Source organism: Ensifer sp. Root127 (assembly GCF_001425225.1).
GTDB lineage: Bacteria > Pseudomonadota > Alphaproteobacteria > Rhizobiales > Rhizobiaceae > Ensifer > Ensifer canadensis.
The window spans coordinates 35,374-59,096 of sequence record NZ_LMDX01000015.1; the positions used below are offsets into that span (position 1 = coordinate 35,374).

23 protein-coding genes are annotated in these 23,723 nt (G+C 63.6%); 10 read left to right on the plus strand and 13 right to left on the minus strand.

Annotated elements, in window-relative coordinates:
- Nucleotides 1-2 precede the first annotated feature (2 nt).
- From cobG to ung, 3 genes are all read right to left on the minus strand, one after another.
- Nucleotides 3-1,376, minus strand: coding sequence for a precorrin-3B synthase (cobG, locus tag ASD03_RS18090; RefSeq protein WP_025424936.1), 1,374 nt, complete (start codon nt 1,374-1,376; stop codon nt 3-5).
- 136 nt (nt 1,377-1,512) lie between these two features.
- The gene (gene cobF / locus ASD03_RS18095; protein ID WP_025424937.1) at nt 1,513-2,283 is read right to left on the minus strand and encodes a precorrin-6A synthase (deacetylating); all 771 of its coding nucleotides are present in this window, start codon (nt 2,281-2,283) and stop codon (nt 1,513-1,515) included.
- 128 nt (nt 2,284-2,411) lie between these two features.
- Nucleotides 2,412-3,110: a uracil-DNA glycosylase gene (ung, locus tag ASD03_RS18100; protein WP_025424938.1), complete on the minus strand. Its 699-nt coding sequence runs from the start codon at nt 3,108-3,110 to the stop codon at nt 2,412-2,414.
- Nucleotides 3,111-3,319: 209 nt separating this feature from the next.
- Here ung and modA point away from each other — a divergent pair, with 209 nt between their 5' ends.
- The 3 genes from modA to modC all read left to right on the plus strand — a co-directional run bounded on the left by modA (nt 3,320) and on the right by modC (nt 5,985).
- On the plus strand, nt 3,320-4,111 hold the full coding sequence (modA, locus tag ASD03_RS18105; RefSeq protein WP_025424939.1) for a molybdate ABC transporter substrate-binding protein: 792 nt from the start codon (nt 3,320-3,322) through the stop codon (nt 4,109-4,111).
- 102 nt (nt 4,112-4,213) lie between these two features.
- A complete protein-coding gene (gene modB, locus ASD03_RS18110) occupies nt 4,214-4,915 on the plus strand; it encodes a molybdate ABC transporter permease subunit (RefSeq protein WP_057214688.1) in 702 nt (233 codons plus the stop codon).
- Nucleotides 4,912-5,985 carry a molybdenum ABC transporter ATP-binding protein gene (modC, locus tag ASD03_RS18115; protein ID WP_025424941.1) on the plus strand — a complete coding sequence of 358 codons (1,074 nt, stop codon included), beginning with the start codon at nt 4,912-4,914 and terminating at the stop codon, nt 5,983-5,985. The genes modB and modC overlap by 4 nt, the downstream gene beginning before the upstream one ends.
- Here modC and ASD03_RS18120 read toward each other — a convergent pair.
- On the minus strand, nt 5,960-6,358 hold the full coding sequence (locus tag ASD03_RS18120; RefSeq protein WP_025424942.1) for a winged helix-turn-helix domain-containing protein: 399 nt from the start codon (nt 6,356-6,358) through the stop codon (nt 5,960-5,962). The two genes, modC and ASD03_RS18120, sit on opposite strands and share 26 nt — an antisense overlap.
- Nucleotides 6,359-6,544: 186 nt before the next feature.
- On the opposite strand from ASD03_RS18120, the gene ASD03_RS18125 reads away from it, so the two are divergent.
- From ASD03_RS18125 to lpdA, 5 genes are all read left to right on the plus strand, one after another.
- Nucleotides 6,545-7,876 (plus strand): FAD-binding oxidoreductase, encoded by a 1,332-nt coding sequence (locus ASD03_RS18125; protein ID WP_025424943.1) that lies wholly within the window; start codon nt 6,545-6,547, stop codon nt 7,874-7,876.
- Between the two features lie 330 nt (nt 7,877-8,206).
- Nucleotides 8,207-9,439 carry a 3-methyl-2-oxobutanoate dehydrogenase (2-methylpropanoyl-transferring) subunit alpha gene (locus tag ASD03_RS18130; RefSeq protein ID WP_057214685.1) on the plus strand — a complete coding sequence of 411 codons (1,233 nt, stop codon included), beginning with the start codon at nt 8,207-8,209 and terminating at the stop codon, nt 9,437-9,439.
- 1 nt (nt 9,440) lies between these two features.
- Nucleotides 9,441-10,454 carry an alpha-ketoacid dehydrogenase subunit beta gene (locus tag ASD03_RS18135; protein ID WP_025424945.1) on the plus strand — a complete coding sequence of 338 codons (1,014 nt, stop codon included), beginning with the start codon at nt 9,441-9,443 and terminating at the stop codon, nt 10,452-10,454.
- Between the two features lie 2 nt (nt 10,455-10,456).
- The gene (locus ASD03_RS18140) at nt 10,457-11,740 is read left to right on the plus strand and encodes a dihydrolipoamide acetyltransferase family protein (RefSeq protein WP_025424946.1); all 1,284 of its coding nucleotides are present in this window, start codon (nt 10,457-10,459) and stop codon (nt 11,738-11,740) included.
- Between the two features lie 7 nt (nt 11,741-11,747).
- A complete protein-coding gene (gene lpdA, locus ASD03_RS18145; protein WP_025424947.1) occupies nt 11,748-13,142 on the plus strand; it encodes a dihydrolipoyl dehydrogenase in 1,395 nt (464 codons plus the stop codon).
- A 194-nt stretch (nt 13,143-13,336) separates the two neighbouring features.
- On the opposite strand, the gene ASD03_RS18150 is transcribed toward lpdA, so the two are convergent.
- The 6 genes from ASD03_RS18150 to hmgA form a co-directional block, all read right to left on the minus strand.
- Nucleotides 13,337-14,518 (minus strand): acetyl-CoA C-acyltransferase, encoded by a 1,182-nt coding sequence (locus tag ASD03_RS18150; RefSeq protein WP_025424948.1) that lies wholly within the window; start codon nt 14,516-14,518, stop codon nt 13,337-13,339.
- Between the two features lie 161 nt (nt 14,519-14,679).
- Entirely contained in the window at nt 14,680-15,564 is an 885-nt protein-coding gene (purU, locus tag ASD03_RS18155; protein WP_025424949.1) for a formyltetrahydrofolate deformylase, read from the minus strand.
- Between the two features lie 165 nt (nt 15,565-15,729).
- A complete protein-coding gene (gene maiA, locus ASD03_RS18160; protein WP_025424950.1) occupies nt 15,730-16,368 on the minus strand; it encodes a maleylacetoacetate isomerase in 639 nt (212 codons plus the stop codon).
- 32 nt (nt 16,369-16,400) lie between these two features.
- A complete protein-coding gene (locus tag ASD03_RS18165) occupies nt 16,401-17,417 on the minus strand; it encodes a fumarylacetoacetate hydrolase family protein (protein WP_025424951.1) in 1,017 nt (338 codons plus the stop codon).
- 12 nt (nt 17,418-17,429) lie between these two features.
- A complete protein-coding gene (locus ASD03_RS18170) occupies nt 17,430-18,299 on the minus strand; it encodes an MBL fold metallo-hydrolase (protein WP_025424952.1) in 870 nt (289 codons plus the stop codon).
- Nucleotides 18,296-19,663 carry a homogentisate 1,2-dioxygenase gene (gene hmgA, locus ASD03_RS18175; protein ID WP_025424953.1) on the minus strand — a complete coding sequence of 456 codons (1,368 nt, stop codon included), beginning with the start codon at nt 19,661-19,663 and terminating at the stop codon, nt 18,296-18,298. The genes ASD03_RS18170 and hmgA overlap by 4 nt, the downstream gene beginning before the upstream one ends.
- A gap of 175 nt (nt 19,664-19,838) precedes the next feature.
- Between hmgA and ASD03_RS18180 the strand changes: the two genes are divergently transcribed.
- The gene (locus ASD03_RS18180; RefSeq protein WP_025424954.1) at nt 19,839-20,306 is read left to right on the plus strand and encodes a MarR family transcriptional regulator; all 468 of its coding nucleotides are present in this window, start codon (nt 19,839-19,841) and stop codon (nt 20,304-20,306) included.
- A 24-nt stretch (nt 20,307-20,330) separates the two neighbouring features.
- Here ASD03_RS18180 and ASD03_RS18185 read toward each other — a convergent pair whose 3' ends face one another.
- The gene (locus tag ASD03_RS18185; RefSeq protein ID WP_025424955.1) at nt 20,331-20,810 is read right to left on the minus strand and encodes an Lrp/AsnC family transcriptional regulator; all 480 of its coding nucleotides are present in this window, start codon (nt 20,808-20,810) and stop codon (nt 20,331-20,333) included.
- 150 nt (nt 20,811-20,960) lie between these two features.
- Here ASD03_RS18185 and hppD point away from each other — a divergent pair, with 150 nt between their 5' ends.
- Nucleotides 20,961-22,073 carry a 4-hydroxyphenylpyruvate dioxygenase gene (gene hppD, locus ASD03_RS18190; RefSeq protein WP_025424956.1) on the plus strand — a complete coding sequence of 371 codons (1,113 nt, stop codon included), beginning with the start codon at nt 20,961-20,963 and terminating at the stop codon, nt 22,071-22,073.
- Nucleotides 22,074-22,179: 106 nt separating this feature from the next.
- On the opposite strand, the gene ASD03_RS18195 is transcribed toward hppD, so the two are convergent.
- Both ASD03_RS18195 and ASD03_RS18200 read right to left on the minus strand, forming a co-directional pair.
- On the minus strand, nt 22,180-23,148 hold the full coding sequence (locus ASD03_RS18195) for a glycosyl hydrolase (RefSeq protein ID WP_025424957.1): 969 nt from the start codon (nt 23,146-23,148) through the stop codon (nt 22,180-22,182).
- A 1-nt stretch (nt 23,149) separates the two neighbouring features.
- A complete protein-coding gene (locus ASD03_RS18200) occupies nt 23,150-23,686 on the minus strand; it encodes a DUF995 domain-containing protein (RefSeq protein WP_225906473.1) in 537 nt (178 codons plus the stop codon).
- Between the last annotated feature and the right edge of the window lie 37 nt (nt 23,687-23,723).

Genomic DNA, 23,723 nt, shown 5'->3' on the forward strand with positions numbered 1-23,723 from the left:
TTCTATCCCTGTTCGAACGCAGCCGAGACGCGCGCGGCACCCAGCCGTGTAAGACAGGACCGCGCCGATTCGCCAGCGTCTTTGTTTTCCCGCACCAGGCCAGCCAGCCGTTCCAGCGCGGATTTCATTCCATTTTCATCGGTGTAGGCATTCGCGCCATCCTTCGCCGCCCCATTTACGACAAGCGCATATCCTGATGGCGCACCCACCAGCGTCAACGCCGACGCCTTCGGACGGGCGCAGCCCTTGACGCAACCGGAGAGGTGCACCGTCAGCGAGCCGTCGAGCAGATCCGGCGCCGTTTCCACCCATAGCCGCGCCATCGCCTTGGTGTCCATCCATGCGGAAGCGCAGCCGGTGCTGCCGGCGCAGGTGGCAATGTGGTTTCGCGGGTCATCCGCTGCAATACGAAAGCCCTGCGCCAGCGCCAGCCGCTGGACGATTTCGGCCGCTTCCGGCTCCAGACCCAGCATGAAGAAACTGTGGCCGGGCGCAAGCCGGATTTCTCGCGCCCCAAGCTCCGCGGCTTGCCGCAGAAGGGCGATGAGGCTGATAGCGTCGATTTGGGCGAAGGCGAGCCCAAGGCCAAGGACAGCACCAGTCGAGCCGAGATCGTGGATACCGACGACCGGAGACACCGACATCGGAGCCGGAACGATCTCGACAAAGTCGGCGCCCACCGGACAGAGCATCTGCACCGCATCGATCTCGAGATCCCGGCCACGCGCAGCCGGCCCGATGTCGGTCAGCGCTGCAAGAATCCGGATAACGATCGGCACGACCGCCTCGGTTCGAAGCGCGCAAATGGGCTTCGCCGTTGCAGCGGTTCCCGCAAGCGATAGGTTCCACCAGACGTCCCCGCCGCGCCCGACAGCCTGCAGACGGAGATCGGCAACCGTATCGCCGAGGTGGAACCGGCCGCCGCCATCGACGATGATGGCGAGCTTCGGCGCCAGCCGCAGTGCAGCGCCTCGTGCGGCGATCTCTTTGCGCAGCACGGCAGCGAGGATCCGTGGGTCGATGATCTCTTCCGGATCGATGCCGGCAAGCGGTGGCGTCTCGATGGCAACTCCATCGGGGACCACGATCGCCGCTTCGCCGATCGCTTGGGCAAGGCCGGGAACGGTCGATGCCGTCAGCCTGCGGACCTGCAGATTGCCGCGCGCGGTAATTTCCAGGATGCCATTGCCGAACTGCCGGGCGGCCTCAGCGACATCAGAGAACTGGGAAAGCGTCAGGCTGCCGTCGAGCGGCCGCAGCCGCACCAGCAGGCCATCGCCGGTCGGCATCGGTGCTGCAAGCGACGGGCACGCACCCCGGCGCATAGAGGCGGCGGCATCCATTGTTTGCGATGTCGGCACGGCGCAACTGCTCATAGTCTTGTCTCGGTCGCTCCCAGCGGTCGCCCTCTCGTTGGGCTTTTTTTTTCACCAGACGCTATAGCACAGCCACCGACGTTGAGAGAGATCAAAGACGACGGGAAAAGCCTGGAGAAAGCAGGCACAACAGCGGCTATTCCTCGAAATCGGCACCCTTGCGCAAGAGGTAGATATCCATGATCCACCCCATGCGCTGGCGTTCCCTTGCGCGGGTCGCCAGGATCTCGTCCTTGACGTCGGCCAAGCGGCCGGAGATGACGATTTCGTCTGGCGTTCCGAGATAGGCGCCCCAGTAGATCTCGGCGTCCGGATCGTCGATCCGCTGGAATGCCTGCTCGCCATCGAGCATGACGACCGACGTCTGGCTGCGCTTCGGAAAACTTTCGGACAGGCGGCGCCCGGTGGTGATCTCGACCGGTTTGCCGACAAGGTTCAGCGGAATGCGGTGGCTGGCGCAAAGCGCCTGCAGGCTGGTGATGCCGGGAAGAACGTCATAGTCGAACGCGACCTTGCCACGCGCCTTCACCCGTTCGACGATGCGGATGGTGCTGTCATAGAGCATTGGGTCGCCCCAGACGAGAAAGGCGCCGGTTCCGTCTTCGGTCAGTTCGCCATCGATCAGGCGCTCGTAGATTTCGGCGATGCGGGCATGCCAGTCGTCGACGCTGCCATCATAGCTGACGCCCTCGGTGCGGCGGACCGGCACAGCGAATTCGACCGTGCGGCTGTCGGCGCGCGTGACGTAGCGCGCGCAGATCTCGCGGCGCACCTCCGCAAGCTCGGTCTTTTTCTCACCCTTGGTCGGGATGAACAGCACGTCGGCGCGGTTGAGCGCATTGATCGCCTGTACAGTCATATGCTCGGGGTTGCCGGAGCCGATGCCGATGATCAGAAGTTTTCGCACGCGGTCCTCGCCTTTGTTATCTGCAGCAGATCAAAGTGTTGCAGTGTCTTTGGCGGATTGCCGATTGAGACACAAGACCCGCCCGCGACACGCTCCCAGCCGTCGGCGTCATTGCTTGGCGCGCGCGCTTAAGGTGCCTCCGGATTTTCCGGCAGCGTCCAGTCGATCGGCTCAAAGCCTTTCGAGGCGAGGAAGGCATTGGCCTGGGAAAAGTGCCGGCAACCGAGAAAGCCGGAATGCGCCGAGAGCGGCGAGGGATGCGGCGCCCGCAAAACGAGATGGCGCGAGCGGTCGACGAAGGCGGCTTTCTTCTGCGCGTAGGAACCCCACAGCAGAAACACCACCGGGTGATCGGCCTCGTTGACGGCGCGGATGATCGCGTCGGTGAAGCGCTCCCAGCCCCGCCCTTGATGTGAAGCCGCCTGCCCGCGCTCGACCGTCAGCACGCTGTTGAGCAGCAACACGCCTTGTTTCGCCCAACTTTCGAGAAAGCCGTGACGAGCCGGTGGAATACCGAGGTCGGCGTTCAGTTCCTTGTAGATGTTGACGAGCGAAGGTGGCGTTCTGACGCCCGGACGCACGCTGAAGCAGAGCCCGTGCGCCTGGCCGTCACCGTGGTACGGGTCTTGCCCCAGGATGACGACGCGCACCTTGTCGAGCGGCGTCAGATCGAGCGCCCGAAAATATTCAGGTCCCCGCGGAAAGATCTGCCGTCCTTCGCTGCGCGCGCCGACCAGGAACTGCTTGAGTTCGCCCATATACGCGCTGGAAAATTCGGGCTCCAACGCCGCCTTCCAGCTTTCTTCGAGCTTCACTGCCGTTTCCATCACGCCTCCGGTCCGTTTCATCCGCTTGCCGCCCCGGAATTTAGAGCGATCACCCGCAGCCGCAAGCGCTAACCGCGCGACGAGCCGCTTGTTTCACGGCTTTTACTAGCGCTTTCGAGCAGCATTGTATTTCAATGGATACAACGCTAATCAGGATGAGATATCGTTATATCCTGAAAAATATCACGAACTTGATGGAGGCAAGACTGATGATGCAACGCAGACAATGGCTGAAGGGGCTGGTGCTCGCCCTTGGCGTCGCCTGGGCCGGCGCGACCTTCGCGCCAAGCGCCGCCATGGCCGAGGACAAGGTAACCGTTTTTGCTGCCGCGAGCCTGAAGAACGCGCTCGATGCGATCAATGCCGAATGGCAGAAAGAAAGCGGCAAGGAAACGACCGTCTCCTATGCGGCCAGCTCCGCGCTCGCCAAGCAGGTGGAACAGGGCGCACCGGCTGACGTCTTCATCTCCGCCGACCTCGCCTGGATGGACTATCTGGCCGAGAAGAAGCTGATCAAGGACGACACCCGTGCCAACCTGCTCGGCAACAGCATCGTTCTCATCTCGGGCAAGACAGACGCGCAGCCGGTCGACATCAAGCAGGGCTTCGATCTGGCAACGCTACTCGGTGACGGTCGCCTGGCGATGGGTGCAGTCGATTCCGTGCCGGCCGGCAAATACGGCAAGGCAGCGCTTGAAAAGCTCGGCGTCTGGTCGAGCGTCGAACAGAAGGTTGCGGGCGCCGAGAGCGTGCGCGCCGCACTGCTGCTCGTTTCGCGCGGGGAAGCGCCCTATGGCATTGTCTACCAGACCGACGCTGCAGCCGATCCGGGCGTCAAGATCGTCGGAACCTTCCCCGAGGACAGCCATCCGCCGATCATCTATCCGATCGCAGTCACCACGGACAGCAAGAACGCCGACGCGACCGCCTATGTCGACTTCATCAAGTCCGACAAGGCAGCGCCGCTCTTCGAAAAGCAGGGCTTTACTATCCTGAAATAGCGCGTGCGGCGCCTGTCCAGAAACGGGCGAAGCATCTATCTTTCTCCAGCGCCGCGCGGACATCGCGCGGCGCTGGGCATTTCGACCGGGAGTGGGATGACTTTGGATTGGTTGGAGTTGAGCGAGGCGGAATGGATGGCGATCCTGCTGAGCCTGCGCGTGGCGACGGTTGCGATGGTCTGCAGCCTGCCGTTTGCGCTTGGGGTCGCCATGCTGCTTGCCCGCGGACGCTTCTGGGGCAAGACGGCGCTAAACGGCCTCGTTCACATGCCCCTGATCCTGCCCCCCGTCGTCACCGGCTTCCTGCTGCTGCTGCTGTTCGGCCGTCGCGGACCGATCGGCGCCTTTCTCGCCGAGAATTTCGGCCTCGTCTTTTCCTTCCGCTGGACCGGCGCGGCACTCGCCTGCGCCGTCATGGCCTTCCCCTTGATGGTTCGCAGTATCCGGCTGTCGATCGAGGCGGTCGACCGCAAGCTCGAGGATGCCGCAACCACGCTCGGCGCCGGGCCGGTCTGGGTGTTCTTCACCATCACGCTGCCCTTGATCCTGCCAGGCATCATCGCCGGCATGATCCTCGCTTTCGCCAAGGCGATGGGCGAATTCGGCGCGACCATCACCTTCGTCTCCAACATCCCCGGCGAAACGCAGACGCTGTCGTCTGCGATCTACACCTTCACCCAGGTGCCGGGCGGCGATGCCGGCGCCATGCGCCTGACGATCATCTCGGTGATCATCTCCATGGCGGCGCTGATGCTCTCGGAGCTGCTGGCAAACGCCGCCGCCAAGCGAACGGTTGCCGCATGAGCCTTCTCGTTGAAGCCCGCCATCGGCTCGGGGATTTCTCCGTCGACGCCACCTTCACCTCCGACGGCGGCGTCACCGCGCTGTTCGGCCGCTCGGGCTCGGGCAAGACCTCGCTGATCAACATCATCGCCGGACTGATGAAGCCGGAAAGCGGCCGCGTGGTGCTGGACGGCGACATCATCGCCGACAGCGAACGACGGATCTTCACGCCGGTGCATCGCCGCCGCTTCGGCTATGTCTTCCAGGAAGCTCGGCTGTTCCCGCACTTAAGCGTCGGCAGCAACCTTGCCTATGGCCGCTGGTTTGCCGGCAGGTCAGGAAAGGCGGCCGACATGGCGCGTGTCGTCGACATGCTCGGCATCGGCCATCTGCTCGAGCGCAACCCCTCGGCGCTCTCGGGCGGCGAGCGGCAGCGCGTCGCCATCGGCCGCGCTTTGCTTGCCGCCCCCCGCCTGCTGCTCATGGACGAGCCGCTTGCCGCGCTCGACGATGCGCGTAAGGCCGAGATCCTGCCTTATCTCGAGCGATTGCGCGACGATGCGGGCGTGCCGATCGTCTATGTCAGCCACTCCGTGAGTGAGGTCGCGCGCCTGGCGCAACGGGTCGTCGTGCTGGAGAACGGCCGCGTAAAGGCATCGGGCGCCGCCGCCGAAGTGTTGAGCGCGCCGGCGGCGGCACTGGCAACCGGCCGGCGCGAAGCGGGCGTGTTGCTCGAAGGCGTGGTCGAGATGCACGACGCCACCCACGATCTGACAACCGTCCGGGTCGGCGACCGGCTGATCCGGGTGCAAAGGATCGACGTGGCGCCGGGGCACGCGCTGCGCCTGCATATTGCCGCACGCGACGTCATGCTGGCGACGGTTCGTCCTGAAGGCATCAGCGCTCTAAACGTGCTGGAGGGAACGATCGTCGACCTGACAGTGGGCGAAAACGGCAGTGTCGATGTGCGGGTGGACTGCGGAAGCGCGACGATCGCCGCCCGCATCACCACCTTTTCACGCGATGCGCTCCAGCTTTATCAGGGCAAGCCGGTCCACGCGATCATCAAGTCCGTGGCGATCGATCACTGACAGGCGCACTCGCCTGCTCCCGATCGCGGACTGCCTCCAGCCAGGCGAGATCATCGGCGATGGCGGCCTTCGCCTTCGCCTCCATTTCGCGATAACGGCGGATCAGCGTTTCGCCGAACGGTGTCAGCATCGCACCACCACCCTGTTTGCCGCCACGCTGGCTTTCGACCGACGGTTCCCGGAACATCCGGTTCAGCGCATCGACCAAAAGCCACGCCCGGCGGTAGGACATGTCCATAGCGCGGCCGGCAGCCGAGATCGATCCGGTCTCGCGGATGAGTTCCAAAAGCATGATCTTGCCGCGCCCAAGTCGGTCCCCTGGCGGAAAGTCGATGCGCAGAATAGGGCGAAGGTCGTCGGGTCGGTCACTCATGCGCGAAACATAGAAGTTTGCGCGCCAAATCGAAAGTCGGTCTGAAGCCAGGCCCGGCCGATTCCACATCGGCCGAACCGGGCAAAACATCAAGGGTGCAGAAAGGCTAGAATCCGGGCCTTGATCTGGCGATGCCGGCATGTACCGATGGCGCGTCCGCAAAACCCCGCCTGAAAGCTTGCCCTCATGCCCGGTCCCCCTCTCGATGCCGTCGAAACCGATCAGATCCAACCGGCGAAAGCCGATGTCGTCATCGTCGGTGGCGGCATCATCGGTGCCAGCACCGCACTGTTTCTCGCCGAACGCGGCATCGATGTTGTGCTCTGCGAAAAGGGTGTGCCCGGAGCGGAACAGTCGAGCCGCAACTGGGGTTGGGTGCGCGTCATGGGCCGTGACGAACGGGAGATACCGCTGGCGATCGAAGCGCTGAAGATCTGGGATACGCTCGATGCCCGCGTTGCAGGCGAAACCGGCTTTCGCCGCAGCGGCATCCTCTACATCTCCGAAAACGATGCCGATATCGCCAACCGCGATGCGTGGCTTGCCATGGCAAGACCCTATGGCGTCGACAGCCGGCAGATCGGGGCCGAAGAAACACAAGACCTGATGCCGGGCGCAGGCATCCGCTACTGGGGCGCGCTGCACACGCCGAGCGACGGCAGGGCCGAACCGCAAAAGGCGGTACCGGCAATCGTTGCCGGAGCCAGGCGCGCCGGCGCCCGCGTTCTGTCCGGCTGTGCCGTCCGCGGTGTCGAGAGGACGGCCGGCCGGATCAGTGCCGTCGTCACCGAGAAGGGCCGGATCGAAACCGCGACCGTGGTCGTGGCCGGGGGCGCCTGGTCACGCCTCTTCCTCAAGGGGCTCGGCATCCGGCTGCCGCAACTGAAAGTGCGCAACACAGTGCTCCGGACCAGTGCGGTATCGGGCGGCCCCGAGGGCGCGGGCGCGACGGGCAGCTACGCCTATCGCAAACGCCTCGACGGCGGCTACACGATTGCCGACGGTGGCGCCAATCTGCACCCCGTTGTGCCTGATAGTGTCGCCTTTTTCCGCGATTTCCAACCGGCGCGGAAGGCCGAGGGCGATTCCGTCCAGGTCGGCCTCAGTGCCCAGAGCTGGCGCGAACTCTTCGAGATCGGTTCCGTTCCACTCAACCGCCCAGGCGCCTTCGAGCGGCACCGGGTGCTGGATCCGCAACCCGATCAGCATTCCGCGCTGCGCGCATTCGATGAAGCAAAAAAGGCATTGCCGTCCCTCCGCGACGCTCGCGTACAGCAGGTCTGGGCCGGCCTGATCGACGTCACGCCCGACGCCGTGCCGGTGATTTCTACGGTCGAAAGCCTGCCCGGCCTGGTCGTCGCCGCAGGATTTTCCGGCCATGGCTTCGGCATCGGCCCAGGGGCCGGACATCTGGTCGCCGACCTCGTTACCGGTCAAAAACCGATCGTCGACCCCACACCTTTTCGCCTCTCACGTTTCTCCGACGGCACCCCGATCACCATCGCTCCGCCGGTTTGATCATCCGAACGGCAAGTGGTCGCGCAAGAAAATTACGCGTGAGCCGGACCTGGAATCGCAGCCGCATCTGCCGCTGGCATGGCGATGGCAGGAATCTGTCTTTCTTCTGCTGCAAGCAGCCCGGGCGGCCGAAAGGCCTTCATAAGCCCCTGAACTCATGGCAGTCTGTGTGCATTCCCGTCGGGAGAACGGGCTGAGGAGGAAGGCGTGACGATCTGGGGCGGAGGAGCCCGCAGGTGGTCCCGCCCACTTTTGCCATGCGGCGACATCCCGTTTTCCCCGATGCTGACTGGTGCGCGTCGCGCACTCCGGAGGGAGGCCGGAAACCGCATGAGCGATCCCGATCGACTTAGCCTGCATGTCCCCGAACCGGCCGTCCGGCCGGGTGGCGAGCCGGACTTTTCCAACGTCAAGATTCCGAAGGCGGGCTCCGTTCCGAGGCCGGAAATCGATGTCGCCCCGGAAGAGATCCGCGACCTCGCCTATTCGATCATCCGCGTACTCAACCGCGACGGTGAGGCGGTCGGCCCCTGGGCCGGGCTGTTGTCGGACGACGAACTCTTGGCCGGCCTCAAGCACATGATGACGCTGCGCGCCTTCGATGCGCGCATGGTCATGGCGCAGCGGCAGGGCAAGACCTCGTTCTACATGCAGCATCTGGGCGAAGAGGCGGTCAGCTGCGCCTTCCGCAAGGCGCTGAACAAGGGCGACATGAACTTCCCGACCTATCGCCAGGCGGGCCTATTGATCGCCGACGAATACCCGATGGTCGAGATGATGAACCAGATCTTCTCGAACGAGAGCGATCCGTTGCGCGGCCGCCAGTTGCCGATCATGTATTCCTCCAAGGAACATGGCTTCTTCACCATCTCCGGCAACCTCGCCACGCAATATGTCCAGGCTGTCGGCTGGGCCATGGCCTCGGCGATCAAGAACGACACCAAGATCGCGGCCGCTTGGATCGGCGACGGCTCGACGGCGGAATCCGACTTCCACTCAGCGCTCGTCTTCGCCTCCACCTACAAGGCGCCTGTTATCCTCAACATCGTCAACAATCAGTGGGCGATCTCGACCTTCCAGGGCATCGCCCGCGGCGGCTCCGGCACCTTTGCCGCCCGCGGCCTCGGCTTCGGCATCCCGGCACTGCGCGTCGACGGCAACGACTATCTCGCCGTCTATGCGGTCGCCAAATGGGCGGCGGAGCGCGCCCGGCGCAACCTCGGCCCGACGGTGATCGAATATGTCACCTACCGGGTCGGAGCACATTCCACCTCCGACGATCCGAGCGCCTACCGGCCGAAGACGGAATCGGAAGCCTGGCCACTCGGCGACCCGGTCCTCCGGCTGAAAAAGCACCTGATCCTGCGTGGCGCCTGGTCGGAAGAGCGCCACACCCAGACGGAAGCCGAGATCGTCGACGCGGTGATCCAGGCGCAAAAGCAGGCAGAAGGCCACGGCACCTTGCATGCCGGCGGCAAGCCATCGGTGCGCGACATCTTCGAAGGCGTCTACGCCGAGATGCCGCCACATATTCGCCGCCAGCGCCAGAAGGCAGGATACTGATATGGCCAGAATGACAATGATCGAGGCCGTGCGCAGCGCCATGGACGTCTCCATGGGGCGCGATGACAATGTCGTCGTCTTCGGCGAGGACGTCGGTTACTTCGGCGGCGTCTTCCGCTGCACGCAAGGGCTTCAGGCGAAATATGGCAAGACCCGCTGCTTCGACGCGCCGATCAGCGAAAGCGGCATCGTCGGCACGGCAATCGGCATGGCGGCCTACGGGCTGAAACCCTGCGTCGAGATCCAGTTTGCCGACTACATGTACCCCGCCTACGACCAGATCACCCAGGAAGCAGCCCGCATCCGCTATCGCTCCAACGGCGACTTCACCTGCCCGATCGTGCTGCGCATGCCGACCGGCGGCGGCATCTTCGGCGGCCAGACGCACAGCCAGAGCCCGGAAGCGCTGTTCACCCATGTCTGCGGCCTCAAGGTCGTGGTGCCGTCCAATCCCTATGACGCCAAGGGCCTGCTGATCGCCTCGATCGAAGACCCCGATCCGGTGATGTTCCTGGAGCCGAAGCGGCTCTATAACGGTCCCTTCGACGGCCATCACGACCGGCCCGTCATCCCCTGGTCGAAACACGATCTCGGCGAGGTGCCGGAGGGGCATTACACGATCCCGATCGGCAAGGCGGAAGTGCGTCGCAAGGGCTCGGCCGTCACCGTCGTCGCCTATGGCACCATGGTGCATGTGGCGCTGGCAGCAGTGGAAGAAACCGGCATCGACGCCGAGGTGATCGACCTGCGCAGCCTGCTGCCGCTCGATCTCGACGCCATCGTCCAGTCGGTCGAAAAGACCGGCCGCTGCGTCGTCGTGCATGAGGCGACGCTGACATCGGGCTTCGGCGGCGAAATCGCCTCCCTCGTCCAGGAGTATTGCTTCTACCATCTGGAAGCCCCCGTCGTGCGCGTCGCCGGCTGGGACACACCCTACCCGCATGCCCAGGAGTGGGACTATTTCCCCGGCCCGGCGCGCGTCGGACGCGCGCTCGTCGAAGTGATGGAGGCCTGAGCATGGGCGAATTCGTAATCAAGATGCCGGATGTCGGCGAAGGCGTGGCCGAGGCCGAACTGGTCGAATGGCATGTGAAACCCGGTGATCCCGTGCGCGAGGACATGATCCTCGCCGCCGTCATGACCGACAAGGCGACGGTCGAGATCCCCTCACCGGTCAACGGCACGGTGCTCTGGCTCGGTGCCGAGATCGGCGACACGGTGGCGGTCAAGGCCCCTCTCGTTCGCATCGAAATCGCCGGCGAAGGCACGGAGGCTCTTGCGGCCGAAGAAAAGCCAGCGGCCAAGGCGGAGGAAAAACCGGTGCCGAAGACCGAAGCCCCGGCCGCAACACCGAGCCAACCGGCAAAGGTCGAGGCGAAGACGGCGGCCCCGGCCAAGAACGGCGTGCATGTTTCATCCGAGCGCCTGGAGAAGGCACTGGCCTCCCCCGCCGTGCGCCTGCGCGCCCGCGAAAGCGGAGTCGACCTGCGCCAGGTGACCGGCACCGGGCCTGCCGGGCGCATCACCCATGATGATCTCGACCAGTTTCTTGCCCGTGGCGCGCAGCCGGTGGCAGTCCCTGCCGGGCTCGTGCGCAAGACCGCCATCGACGAGATCAAGGTGACCGGTCTACGCCGCCGCATTGCCGAGAAGATGACGCTGTCGACCTCGCGCATCCCCCACATCACCTATGTGGAGGAGGTCGACATGACAGCACTCGAAGACCTGCGCACCATGATGAACCGCGATCGCAAGCCGGATCAGCCGAAGCTGACGATCCTGCCCTATCTGATGCGCGCGCTTGTGCGGGCGATCGCCGATCTGCCGGGTGTGAACTCCACCTTCGACGATGGCGCCGGCATCATCAACCGTCACCACGCGGTACATATCGGCATCGCCACGCAGACGCCGGCGGGCCTGACCGTGCCGGTCGTGCGCCACGCCGAAGCGCGCGGCATCTGGGATTGCGCCGTCGAGCTCAACCGGCTGGCGGAAGCGGCCCGTACTGGCACCGCGACCCGCGACGAGCTCACCGGCTCGACCATCACCATCTCCTCGCTCGGCGCACTCGGCGGCATCGTCACGACCCCTGTTATCAACCACCCCGAGGTCGCGATCGTTGGCGTCAACAAGCTGGCGGTTCGCCCGGTCTGGGACGGTGCGCAATTCGTACCGCGCAAGATCATGAACCTGTCGTCGAGCTTCGACCATCGCGTCATCGATGGCTGGGATGCGGCCACCTTCGTGCAGCGGCTGAAGGCTCTGCTCGAAACGCCAGCGCTGATTTTCGTGGAGGCATGAGGCGATCATGAAGGAAATTTCCTGCAAGCTGCTCGTCATCGGTGCCGGCCCCGGCGGCTACATCTGCGCCATCCGCGCTGGCCAGCTCGGCGTCGACACCGTCATCGTCGAGAAGGCGAAGGCCGGCGGTACCTGCCTCAATGTCGGCTGCATCCCGTCCAAGGCGCTCATCCACGCCGCCGACGAATTCCATAAGTTGCGCTCGGCTGCCTCCGGCCGCAGTCCGCTCGGCCTGTCGCTCGCCAACCCGACGATCGATCTCGCCCGCACCGTTGCCTGGAAGGACGGCATCGTCGGCCGGCTGAACGGCGGTGTCACCGGCCTTCTGAAGAAGGCAGGCGTTAAGGCCGTCATCGGCGTCGCCCGTTTCGTCGACGGCAAGACGGTCGATGTCGAGACCGAGATCGGCCTGCAGCGCATTCGCGCCGACGCGATCGTGATTGCCACCGGCTCGGCGCCGATCGAGCTTCCCGACATGCCGTTCGGCGGCTCGATCATTTCGTCGACCGAGGCGCTGTCGTTGAAAAGCGTGCCGGCCAGCGTTGCCGTCATCGGTGGCGGTTACATCGGACTGGAACTCGGCACCGCCTTTGCCAAGCTCGGCGCTCACGTCACCGTGCTCGAGGCGCAGACGCGCATCCTGCCGCAATATGACGCCGATCTGTCGAAGCCGATTGCCAAGCGGCTCGGCGAACTCGGCATCGAAGTGTTCACCCAGACAGTTGCCAAGGGGCTCTCCGCCGACGGCAAGAGCCTGCTTGCCGAGCACAATGGTCGGCCGATCGAGGTACCGGCGGAAAAGGTTCTGGTGACGGTCGGCCGCAAACCCGTGACCGAAGGTTTTGGGCTTGAAGAAATCGATCTCGACCGCGCCGGAAAATTCATCCGCATCGACGACCAGTGCCGCACGTCGATGCGCGGCATCTATGCGATCGGCGACGTCACCGGCGAGCCGATGCTGGCCCACCGCGCCATGGCGCAAGGGGAAATGGTCGCGGAGATCGTCGCCGGCAACAAACGCGCCTGGGACAAGCGCTGCATTCCCGCCGTCTGCTTCACCGACCCGGAGATCGTGACATCAGGACTATCGCCGGAAGAAGCCCGTGCCAGCGGCATCGAGATCAAGATCGGCCAGTTTCCCTTCCAGGCGAACGGCCGCGCCATGACGACGCTGTCGGAGGACGGTTTCGTGCGCGTCGTCGCGCGCGCCGACAACCATCTGGTCCTCGGCATCCAGGCCGTTGGCCACGGCGTGTCCGAGCTTTCGGCAAGCTTCGGACTTGCGATTGAGATGGGCGCGCGCCTAGAAGACATCGCCGGCACGATCCATGCTCACCCAACGCAATCGGAAGCGTTCCAGGAGGCGGCCCTCAAGGCTTTGGGCCACGCGCTGCATATCTGAACGGCGAGAGACGATCTCCTCTCACCTCATCCCTGTGCTTGTCACAGGAATCCAGCTACGGCGCGTCGGCGCCGTGAATGAATCGTCATCGCGCATTCAGCTCTTCGGAGGAAAGAAGCCCTTCAGCGCCGCAGACGCGGCGCTGCTGGATTCCTGTGACAAGCACAGGAATGAGGGCGGCGACAATGCCCCCCTTACTGCAACAACTCCAGCCCCACCGCCGTCGCCTCGCCGCCGCCGATGCAGAGGGAGGCGATGCCGCGCCTGACGCCCTTGGCGCGCATCGCGTGCAGAAGCGTCACGATGATCCGGGCGCCGGAAGCGCCGATCGGGTGGCCGAGCGCGCAGGCGCCGCCGTGGATGTTGACGATGTCATCGGAAAGGCCGAGGTCGCGGACCGCAGCCATGGCAACCACGGCGAAGGCTTCGTTGATTTCATAGAGCCCGACGCTGTTCTTTTCCCAATCGAGCTTTGACAGCAGCTTCTCAATGGCTCCGATCGGCGCGGTGGTGAACCAGGCTGGCTCCTGCGCATGACCGGCATGGCCGGCAACGATCGCAAGCGGCGTCAGCCCACGCTTCTCCGCCTCGCTTGCGCGCATCAGGATGAGCGCTGCCGCACCGTCTGAGATCGAGGAGGAGTTGGCGGCCGTCACGCTGCCGTTTTCACGGAACGCCGGCTTCAGCTTCGGGATTTTTGCCGGGTCCGCCTTTCCGGGCTGCTCATCGTGGTCAAGCGTTACGGTCTGTCGCTTGCCGGCGCCGTTGATCGCAACCGTCTCCTCGGCAAACGAACCATCCTCCAATGCCTTCACGGCGCGTTCCAGCGAACGCAGGGCAAAGGCATCCTGATCCTCGCGGGAGAACTGGTAGTGCTCGGCCGTATCTTCGGCATAGGTGCCCATCAGCCGACCGGAATAGGCATCCTCGAGACCGTCGAGGAACATGTGATCCTTGACTTCGCCGTGGCCGAGGCGAAAACCGCCGCGTGCCTTGGGCAGTAGATAGGGCGCATTGGTCATCGACTCCATGCCGCCGACCGCAAGCGCCGTGGCGCCGCCGGAAAGCAGCGTGTCATGGCCGAGCATCAGCGCCTTCATGCCCGAACCGCAAACTTTCGAAATCGTGGTCGACGGCGTTTCCATGCCGAGGCCGGCGCCGAGTGCCGCCTGGCGCGCCGGGTTCTGGCCGACGCCCGCGGGCAGTACATTGCCCATCAGCACTTCGTCGACGGCATCGAGGCCGGCGCGCGCAAGCGCCGCCTTCAGCGCGATGGCGCCGATCTCCGGCGCCGTCAAATCCTTGAGGCCGCCCTGAAAGGCGCCCATCGGTGTGCGTGCCGCCGAAACGATGACGACCGGGTCAAGCTTGTCCATGTCTTCCTCCTGCACCGCCTCTCTCGCGGTTGGAAGCGACTATAGCGCAGCGATTGTGCAGTGCAACGCGACTTGTTGGCGCCAGCGACCGGATCGGATTTTCACGTGTTCCACCGCCGGGACAACGCCCGGCGATGGCAGGTCGGGCTGCCGGCCGGCAATCAGCCCATGCGCTCGGAAGCATAGCTGCCGGGGCTCGCCGGGAAGACGACGACGCGGTTGCCGTTGATGAAGCAGCGATGATGGATATGGGCGTGTACGGCGCGCGCCAGCACCTGACTTTCGACGTCGCGGCCGATCGAGACATAGTCCTCGGCGCTCTGGGCATGGGTGATGCGGGCGATGTCCTGCTCGATGATCGGACCCTCGTCGAGATCCGCGGTGACATAGTGCGCCGTCGCACCGATCAGCTTCACGCCGCGCTCATAGGCCTGCTTGTAGGGGTTCGCGCCCTTGAACGACGGCAGGAAGGAATGGTGGATATTGATGATCCGGCCGGACATCTTCTTGCAGAGTTGGTCGGACAGAACCTGCATGTAGCGGGCGAGCACGACCAGATCGGCGTCCGTCTGCTCGACGATCTCCAGCATGCGTGCTTCGGCCTGCGGCTTGTTCTCCTTGGTCACCTTGATGTGGTGGAAGGGGATGTCGTGGTTGACGACCACCTTCTGGTAATCGAAGTGGTTGGAGATGACGCCGACGATATCGATCGGCAAGGCGCCGATCTTCCAGCGGTAGAGCAGGTCGTTGAGGCAATGGCCGAAACGCGACACCATCAGCAGCACTTTCATGCGCTCTTCGCTGTCGCGGATCTCGCAGGTCATGTCGAACCGCTTGACAACAGGCGCAAAGCCTTCCTTCAGCTCGTCGAGCTTGACGCCGTCCTGGCTGATGAAGGTCAGGCGCATGAAGAACAGGCCCGTCTGCAGGTCGTCGAACTGCGAACTGTCGGTGATATAACAGCCTTTTTCCGCGAGATAACCGGTAATGGCGGCAACGATGCCGCGGGTGGACTTGCAGGTGACGGTCAGCACATAGCTTTTCATCGGTATCTGTCTCTCGCTCCAGAGGTTTTTCCGGCCCCCCTTATACGGCCAGTCACCGCGAAAACTAGCGCGGCCTTCGCCCGGCTGTCGATCCATTCGCGACATCGGCTGGACGGAACCGGCCAGCCGGCACCGGTGCGGCTTTGTGAATGGCGCCTGGATTGGCTAGCGCGGGGTGCGATCGGGATGGGCGCGGGCAAACGCGTCGATCTCGGCGCAGCGCTGGTCGATGGCGACAAGTTTCGGGCAGGCGGAAAGATCGACGTCCCAGCGACGGGCATTGTAGACCTGCGGCACCAGGCAGAAATCGGCCATGCCGGGGCTGTCGCCGTGGCAGAAGCTCCCGGTTGACGGGTGGTCGAGCAGGCGCTCGAACGCCGCCAAGCCCTCGCCGATGAACTTGCGCATCCAGTCGCGGCGCGCGGCCTCGCCGTCTGCAGCATTGGCCATGACGAAGGATACGACGCCGAGATTGCAGACGGGATGGATGTCCATCGCGATCGCGTAGGACAGCGCGCGCACGCGCTGCCGCCCCACCGCATCATCAGGCAGGAAGCCGGCCGCTTCCCGCGTTTCCGCCAGATACTCGATGATGGCGAGCGATTGCGTGAACCGCTCGCCATCGATGTCGAGCACGGGCAAGAGCCCCTGCGGATTGCGGTCGAGATGTTCCGCTTGCCGATGGCCCCTGGCAAGCAGGTCCACCGGCACCGATCGATAGGTCTCGCCGAGACTGTTCAGCGCGATGCGGACACGGTAGCTCGCCGAGGACCGCCAATAGTCATAGAGATCGGTCTCGGCCATGCTGCTATCCTCGTCGCGTGCGCTGCCCACAATCAGGCCTTTTCGTAAGGCCCGACCGACTGCTCGATCGCACCGAAGATCGAATGGCCCGCCTTGTCCTTCATCTCGATGCGCACGATGTCGCCGAAGCGCAGGAAGTGCGTCTTGGGCGCGCCGCCAACGATGGTCTCGATCATGCGCAGCTCGGCAATGCAGGAGTAGCCGGCGCCACCTTCGGAGACCGGTTTTCCGGGACCACGGTCGAGCTTGTTGGAGACGGTGCCCGAACCGATGATCGTGCCCGATGCAAGCGGCCGCGTCTTGGCCGCGTGCGCAATCAGTTGGCCGAAATCGAAGGTCATGTCGACGCCGGCGTCCGCGCGGCCGAAAGGCTTGCCGTTGAGGTCGACATGAAGCGGCAGATGCAGCTTGCCGCCATCCCAGGCGTCGCCCAATTCATCCGGCGTGACGGCGACCGGCGAGAAGGCAGACGACGGCTTCGACTGATAGAAACCGAAACCCTTGGCGAGTTCGGCCGGGATAAGACCGCGCAGCGACACGTCGTTGACCAGCATCACCAGCCGAATGGCGGCGCGCGCCTCTTCGATCGAGGCACCCATCGCCACGTCGTCGACGACGACGGCGATCTCGCCTTCCATGTCGACGCCCCAGCTTTCATCCGCCATCAGGATCGGATCGCGCGGCGCAATGAAGCTGTCCGAGCCGCCCTGGTAGATCAGCGGATCGGTCCAGAAGCTCGCCGGCATCTCGGCGTTGCGGGCTTTTCGCACCAGCTCGACGTGATTGACGTAGGCTGAACCGTCCGCCCACTGATAGGCGCGCGGCAACGGCGAAAGCGCATCGTGCTCGTGGAAGCGGACCGTTGGCTGCGCACCGGTTTCGATGCCTTCGGCAACGCGCTCGAGCCGCGGCCCTGTATGTGCCCAGTCGTCGAGTGCGGCCTGCAGCGTGCGGGCAATGTGCCCGACCTCCGAGCAGCGGGTGAGATCGCGGGAGACGACCGCGAGTTTTCCGTCACGCGAGCCATCCTTGAGTGTCGCCAGTTTCATGCAATCCTCCCTCTACGCAGACGATTCGTCCGCAAGTTCCACAACAAGGCCGTCAGACGCGATCGTCAAGGCACCGGTCCAGCTTTTGCGCGTGGCAGCCGTCCAATGAGCGTGCGTGATTTCAGGATCGTCGGCCGGGATGAGATGATGCAGCACCAACCGCCCGACGCCGGCCGCCGTGGCAATCGCACCGGCCTCTCCGGCAAAACTGTGGCTTGCCAGCAGGTGCTCCTTCAGCCGCGCGCCGTTGCCGGTGCGCGCCACCAGCCGATCGACGCCCTCTGTCAGCATTGCCTCATGCACCAGAATGTCGGCACGATCAGCGAAATCGGCGAGCGGCGGGAAATAGGCCGTGTCGGCCGAAAATACCACGCTCGCCTCCGCATGGTCGAACCGCAGCGCGAAGCAATCGGTCACCGGCGGATGATCGACGCGCAGCGCCGACACCGCCAGGTCGCCTTCGGCCAGGACCGGGCCCTCGGCAAATTCGACGATGTCGACGAGTTGGCGCAGATCGGGCCGGCCCTCGTCGATGACGCGGATAACGATGTCGAATTTCATCGCCTGCAGAAAGCCGTGCCAGTAGTCGCGGGTTCCCGGCGGGCCGAAGACGCGCACGGTCGTTGCGAGACCGGCGGTCCAAGCGGTGTGGATCAAGGGCCCGAGCTCGAGCACGTGATCGGAATGCAGATGGGTGATGAAGATCAAATCCAGCGCTTTGAGGCTGACGCCGGCATCGGTGAGGCCGCGGGTGACGCCGAGGCCGCAGTCGACAACCACAGTGCGGCCGCCGATTTCAAGCAAGGACGAGGTCGGCGAAGGGCCGCCCGGACGGATTGCCGGGCCACCCTTGCTGCCGAGCAGAACCAGGCGTGCTCTCAAGACCAGTCGCCTTCCGGCGTGCCGTTGAAGCGCTTTTTCAGATCGGTCCAGCAATCGATGTAGTTGTCCTGCAACGTCTCCAGTTCGGCGGCGAAGCGGGTCAATTGCTGCGGAAAGCGGGTTTCGAACATGAAGGCCATCGTATGATCGAGCTTCACCGGTTTCAACTCGCTGTTTGTCGCCTTGTCGTAACCTGATGCGTCCGGCCCGTGGGCCAGCATCATGTTGTGCAGGCTCATGCCGCCGGGCACGAAGCCCTCCTCCTTGGCATCATAGCGACCATAGATCAGGCCCATGAACTCGCTCATGATGTTGCGGTGATACCAGGGCGGCCGGAAGGTGTGTTCGGCCACCAGCCAGCGCGGCGGGAAGATGACGAAATCGACATTCGCCGTTCCCTCCTCGCCCGACGGCGCGGTGAGCACGGTGAAGATCGACGGATCAGGATGATCGAACAGGATCGCTCCAACAGGCGAAAAGGTCCTGAGATCGTATTTATAGGGCGCGTAATTGCCATGCCAGGCGATGACGTCGAGTGGCGAATGGCCGATCTCGGTGACGTGGAAGGCGCCGCACCACTTCACATGCACGCGGCAGGGCGTTTCCTTTTCTTCATATGCAGCTACCGGCGTCTTGAAGTCGCGCGGATTGGCAAGGCAGTTGGCGCCGATCGGACCGCGATCCGGCAGTGTGAACTTGGCGCCGTAGTTTTCGCAGATGTAACCGCGCCAGACCTTTTCGTCGCCAAGCCTGGTCACCTTGAACATGGTGCCGCGCGGCACCAGGCAGATCTCCGAAGGCTCGACATCCATCTTGCCGAGTTCGGTGAACACCTGGATGGCGCCGCATTCCGGCACGATCAAAAGCTCGCCGTCGGCGTTGAAGAAATAGTCGTCGACCATATCGGCGTTGAAGGCATAGGCGTGGGCTGCCATGCCGCCCTGCGTCAGCGCGTCGCCGGCCGTCGTCATGGTGCGGATGCCTTCGAGGAAGTTCAATTTTTCCGACGGCGCCGGCAGCGGCCCCCAGCGCAACTGGCCAAGAGCCAGCGAATGATCGGCCACATGCGGCCCGGTCTTCCAGTACGGATAGTCGATTTTCTGGAACCGCCCGGTGTGACGCACGCTCGGGCGAATACGGTAGAGCCAGGAGCGCTCATTGGTGCCGCGCGGCGCGGTGAAGGGCGAACCGGAGAGCTGTTCGGCATAAAGACCGTAGGCGCATTTCTGCGGACTGTTCTGGCCCTGCGGCAAGGCGCCCGGCAGGCTTTCGGTCTCGAAATCGTTGCCGAACCCCGGCATGTAATCAAGCGACTGATCAGCAGTCGACCCGGCGCCCGCCTGCTTCTGTGCCTTGTCCAACATGACCTCAACCTCCTCCTCTGGTGCCTGCCCATCGAGGATCACGGCTGATCCCGGAAGTCCACGGCACGTTCTATACATATGGGCGCCGCCCCAAATCCGAATGGACGGTGGCGCGCTGCCGCCCTATTAGTTGCAATCGTAACTATCGATTTTGTAACTATCAAGGATGCCACAGATGGCGGCCGATGGCTTCGAGCTCAACGCATTCCTGCCCTACCGACTGAACCGCGCCGCCGAGTTCGTCGCCGTGCGCTTCGCAGCCGAATACAAGGCGCGCTATCAGTTGACGCGCCCCGAGTGGCGCACGCTGGCGGCGCTTGGAAGCTCGGCCCGTGCGATGACGGCGACGGAAGTCGGCACCCATTCGGCCATGCACAAGACCAAGGTCAGCCGCGCCGTCTCGGCGCTTGAGGAGCGGCGCTGGCTGAAGCGCAGCGAGGACGAAGACGACCGCCGGTTGGAACATCTGGAACTGACCAGGGCCGGCCGGCTGGCCTATGGCGAACTCACAGGACTTGCGAGCGTCTACCAGGCGCACCTCAACGAACTGATCGGCGCCGGCGGCTTGAAGGCGCTATGCGCCGGCCTTGAAGCGATCGAACGGGCGATCGACAGGGCCGAGAAGCGCCCTTCCCGCAAATGAGCCTTGTACCAGCCGGCGCTGATATCAGCCTTTCATGCGTTCCGGGATCGGCACGCCCTGGAAACTCTTCAAGGTGTCGAGCACGATCGACGTCTTGACGTGCTGCACGCTGTCATGCGGCAGCAGCACATCGTTGACGAAGCGCGAGAGGCCGGCGAGGTCCGGCGTCACCACCCGCAGGTGATAATCCATTTCGCCGGTCAGCGCGTAAGCCTCCAGAACCTCGGGCAGAGCCGAGATCAGCTTGCCGAAGCGCTTGGCGTTGTCGCGGTTGTGGGTGGCGAGCGTCACCGAAATCACCACCATCAGATCGAGTCCGAGCTTCTGCCGGTCGATCTGCGCCTGATAGCCCGTGATGAAGCCTTCCGCCTCCAGGCGGGTGCGGCGGCGCGAGCATTGCGAGGGCGAAAGGGCGATGCGCTCCGATAGCTCGTTGTTGGTGAGATGTCCGTCGCGCTGCAGTTCGCTGAGGATCTTGAGATCGAACCCGTCAAGCTGCTCCATTCATGCATCCTTATACAGTATTTCGCACGTTTTGTGCGGCATCCTGCTCAAAACGCACAAGAATACAAGCATCATGCATCGAATTTGCGTCATACTCCAGCAAAGTTTGGAGGCCAGAGAAATCTGGAGAACTTAAAGAGGAGACTTCCGATGGGCCCGTTCCCGCATGACGCCCCGCCCGCAACGATTACCGCGGAGAACCCGGCTGGTACGGATGGCTTCGAATTCGTCGAATTCGCCCATCCGGAGCCGGAGAAGCTCGCCGAGCTCTTTACCCGCATGGGCTACAGCCCTGTCGCGAGACACAAGAGCAAGAACATTACCGTCTGGCGACAGGGCGATATCAATTACATCCTGAATGCCGAGCCGGGCTCGCATGCCATGCGCTTCGTCGACGAGCACGGCCCCTGCGCCCCGTCGATGGCCTGGCGCGTCGTCGACGCCAAGCACACCTTCGACCACGCGGTCTCCAAGGGAGCCATCCCCTACGAAGGCACCGACAAATGTCTCGATGTTCCTGCGATCGTCGGCATCGGCGGGTCGCTGCTCTATTTCGTCGATACCTACGGCGCCAAGGGCTCGGCCTATGAGGCCGAATTCGAATGGACCGGCGAGCGCAATCCGAAGCCGGAAGGCGTCGGCTTCTATTATCTCGACCACCTGACGCACAACGTCTATCGCGGCAACATGGACAAGTGGTGGGCCTTCTACCGCGAGCTGTTCAACTTCACCCAGATCCATTTCTTCGACATCGACGGCCGCATCACCGGCCTCGTCAGCCGGGCGATCACCTCGCCCTGCGGCAAGATTCGCATTCCGCTGAACGAGTCCAAGGACGATACCAGCCAGATCGAGGAATATCTGCGCAAATACAAGGGCGAAGGCATCCAGCACATCGCCGTCGGCACCGAAGGCATCTACGACGCCACCGACAAGCTGGCGGACAATGGCCTGAAGTTCATGCCAGGCCCGCCGGAAACCTACTACGACATGTCGCATGACCGTGTACACGGCCATGACGAACCGATCGACCGGATGAAGAAGCACGGTATCCTGATCGATGGCGAAGGCGTGGTGAACGGCGGCATGACGAAGATCCTGCTGCAGATCTTCTCGAAGACCGTCATCGGACCGATCTTCTTCGAGTTCATCCAGCGTAAGGGTGACGAAGGTTTCGGCGAGGGCAATTTCCGTGCCCTGTTCGAATCGATCGAGGCCGACCAGATCCGCCGTGGCGAACTCGGGCCGCAGGCGGCCGAGTAGCACGGACAGCGCCTCCATTCTCTTGTGGTGGCGCTATTCTCGAGTCTTACAAAAGCCTCTCGCCCGCTGGCGAGGGGCTTTTTTGGTTCCGGCACTGTCGCCGCACTCAGTTCGTGGCGTCGTTGACCACGCGCCAGTTCGGCCGACCGAGTTCATGCGGCCATTCATGCACGTCCCGATCGTTGAAATAGACGACCTCGGCTAGGTTTGGGAAATCCGGGTCGGGCTGTGTGGCGGTGTCGATCCAGGACTGCATGTAGGGCGCGCCGCCCTGCCAACCGAGCTCGGCGACCCAGATCGGCTTGTTGTATTTGGCGACAAGACCGTAGCCGGGTTTCAGCGCCTGCTTGAAGGTGTGAGGCCCGCCGTATTCGATCGCGTCGAACTGTTCGAGACCGAACACCGAAAGACCGACGAGATCGACATAGTCGTCGCCCGGATAGTACTCGCCGAGGTTCGGCATGCCCTTGGGCGACCACATCAGCTGGACATTGGGTACTCGTTTGCGCACGATATCCATCGCGTGCTTGTAGGCTTTGACGTAGTCCTGCGGCGCCCATCCGGCCCAGGAGAACCGTCCCGATGTGTCCTCCATCTCCTGCCCCCAGCGCACGATGACCGGGCTCTTCAGCTCGGCAAGCATGCTGGCGATCGCTTCCATGTTGGCGTCGTAGTCGCCCCTGAGTGTCCGGTCGCGCAACTGGTCAGGCGTCAGCTTCCAGTCGAGCGACCATGACCACGGCTCGATGGTAACCAGCAGCTTGCGCTTGCGCTGAAGCGCGTAGGCGTCAGCCAGGCGCAACGATTCCAGATCCACGTCTTCCCATGGCAGGAACAGATGCTCTGTCGAGACATCGGTCTGGTCGCCGAAATCGCCATGCGGATCATAGGCACCGAGCCGCGTTCCGCCGGGGTGGATGACGGGGCGCTTGTCGGCCATTGTCTGTGTCTGACCTGCATTACCATTGGCGGCAAGATCGGCCTTCTCCTGTGCCAACGCTGATACCAGGCCCGCGCCGGACCCCAGATTGAAGGCGAGCGCAGTGCATAGGGCGAATGCCAATTTGCGTTTCATGTCATCCTCCTGTGGCGGTTCGACCGCTCTTCTTGACCAGGTATTGGTCCTTCAGGCGTAACGCCTTTTCCGTGATTGCGTCGGAAGCAACGAGTTTCCTGTATTCGTCGCCGGGCTTGGGCTTGGCATGTTTGAAGACGTACCACTCGCCATTCGGCACGCGCCGCTGATAAATCGTGTCGCCAATCTTGCTGTGCCCGAAACAGGTGCGGGCCGGACCGGAGCCATCGAGCGCCGTCCATTTCGCCTGCATGCACATCATACCGAGATCACTGACGTACCAGTTGCCTTCCGCAAACGAGCGTTTGCCCTTGTCGTTCACGAAGGCGACCAGCTTCCTGTCATGCGCGGTGAAGCGGGCGCCGCCCGTCGGCCATTGCCAGGTCTTGTTCCGGTAGAGAGAATAGACCTCGTAGGCGCTCAAGGGGATCGGCTTGATCTCCGTCTTCGCCCTGGCGGGTTGCGCGCCGGTATAGACCGCAAAGGCTGCGAGAGGCAGCAGAAGCGGCAAAAGCAATACATTCATGGACCGTTTCATCATTTTTTCTCCTCGCTTGAGGGCCTTTTGCGGTGCG

Bases quoted from the DNA above. Each gene is read 5' to 3' on its own strand.
- hppD (WP_025424956.1), top strand. From the start codon at position 20,961: ATGGGCCCGTTCCCGCATGACGCCCCGCCCGCAACGATTACCGCGGAG.
- ung (WP_025424938.1), bottom strand. From the start codon at position 3,110: ATGGAAACGGCAGTGAAGCTCGAAGAAAGCTGGAAGGCGGCGTTGGAG.
- purU (WP_025424949.1), bottom strand. From the start codon at position 15,564: ATGAAAAGCTATGTGCTGACCGTCACCTGCAAGTCCACCCGCGGCATC.
- modA (WP_025424939.1), top strand. From the start codon at position 3,320: ATGATGCAACGCAGACAATGGCTGAAGGGGCTGGTGCTCGCCCTTGGC.
- ASD03_RS18135 (WP_025424945.1), top strand. From the start codon at position 9,441: ATGGCCAGAATGACAATGATCGAGGCCGTGCGCAGCGCCATGGACGTC.
- hmgA (WP_025424953.1), bottom strand. From the start codon at position 19,663: ATGTTGGACAAGGCACAGAAGCAGGCGGGCGCCGGGTCGACTGCTGAT.
- ASD03_RS18180 (WP_025424954.1), top strand. From the start codon at position 19,839: ATGGCGGCCGATGGCTTCGAGCTCAACGCATTCCTGCCCTACCGACTG.
- ASD03_RS18165 (WP_025424951.1), bottom strand. From the start codon at position 17,417: ATGAAACTGGCGACACTCAAGGATGGCTCGCGTGACGGAAAACTCGCG.
- ASD03_RS18185 (WP_025424955.1), bottom strand. From the start codon at position 20,810: ATGGAGCAGCTTGACGGGTTCGATCTCAAGATCCTCAGCGAACTGCAG.
- ASD03_RS18125 (WP_025424943.1), top strand. From the start codon at position 6,545: ATGCCCGGTCCCCCTCTCGATGCCGTCGAAACCGATCAGATCCAACCG.
- lpdA (WP_025424947.1), top strand. From the start codon at position 11,748: ATGAAGGAAATTTCCTGCAAGCTGCTCGTCATCGGTGCCGGCCCCGGC.
- modC (WP_025424941.1), top strand. From the start codon at position 4,912: ATGAGCCTTCTCGTTGAAGCCCGCCATCGGCTCGGGGATTTCTCCGTC.
- maiA (WP_025424950.1), bottom strand. From the start codon at position 16,368: ATGGCCGAGACCGATCTCTATGACTATTGGCGGTCCTCGGCGAGCTAC.
- ASD03_RS18120 (WP_025424942.1), bottom strand. From the start codon at position 6,358: ATGAGTGACCGACCCGACGACCTTCGCCCTATTCTGCGCATCGACTTT.
- ASD03_RS18195 (WP_025424957.1), bottom strand. From the start codon at position 23,148: ATGAAACGCAAATTGGCATTCGCCCTATGCACTGCGCTCGCCTTCAAT.
- ASD03_RS18140 (WP_025424946.1), top strand. From the start codon at position 10,457: ATGGGCGAATTCGTAATCAAGATGCCGGATGTCGGCGAAGGCGTGGCC.
- cobG (WP_025424936.1), bottom strand. From the start codon at position 1,376: ATGAGCAGTTGCGCCGTGCCGACATCGCAAACAATGGATGCCGCCGCC.
- ASD03_RS18130 (WP_057214685.1), top strand. From the start codon at position 8,207: ATGAGCGATCCCGATCGACTTAGCCTGCATGTCCCCGAACCGGCCGTC.
- ASD03_RS18200 (WP_225906473.1), bottom strand. From the start codon at position 23,686: ATGAAACGGTCCATGAATGTATTGCTTTTGCCGCTTCTGCTGCCTCTC.
- ASD03_RS18150 (WP_025424948.1), bottom strand. From the start codon at position 14,518: ATGGACAAGCTTGACCCGGTCGTCATCGTTTCGGCGGCACGCACACCG.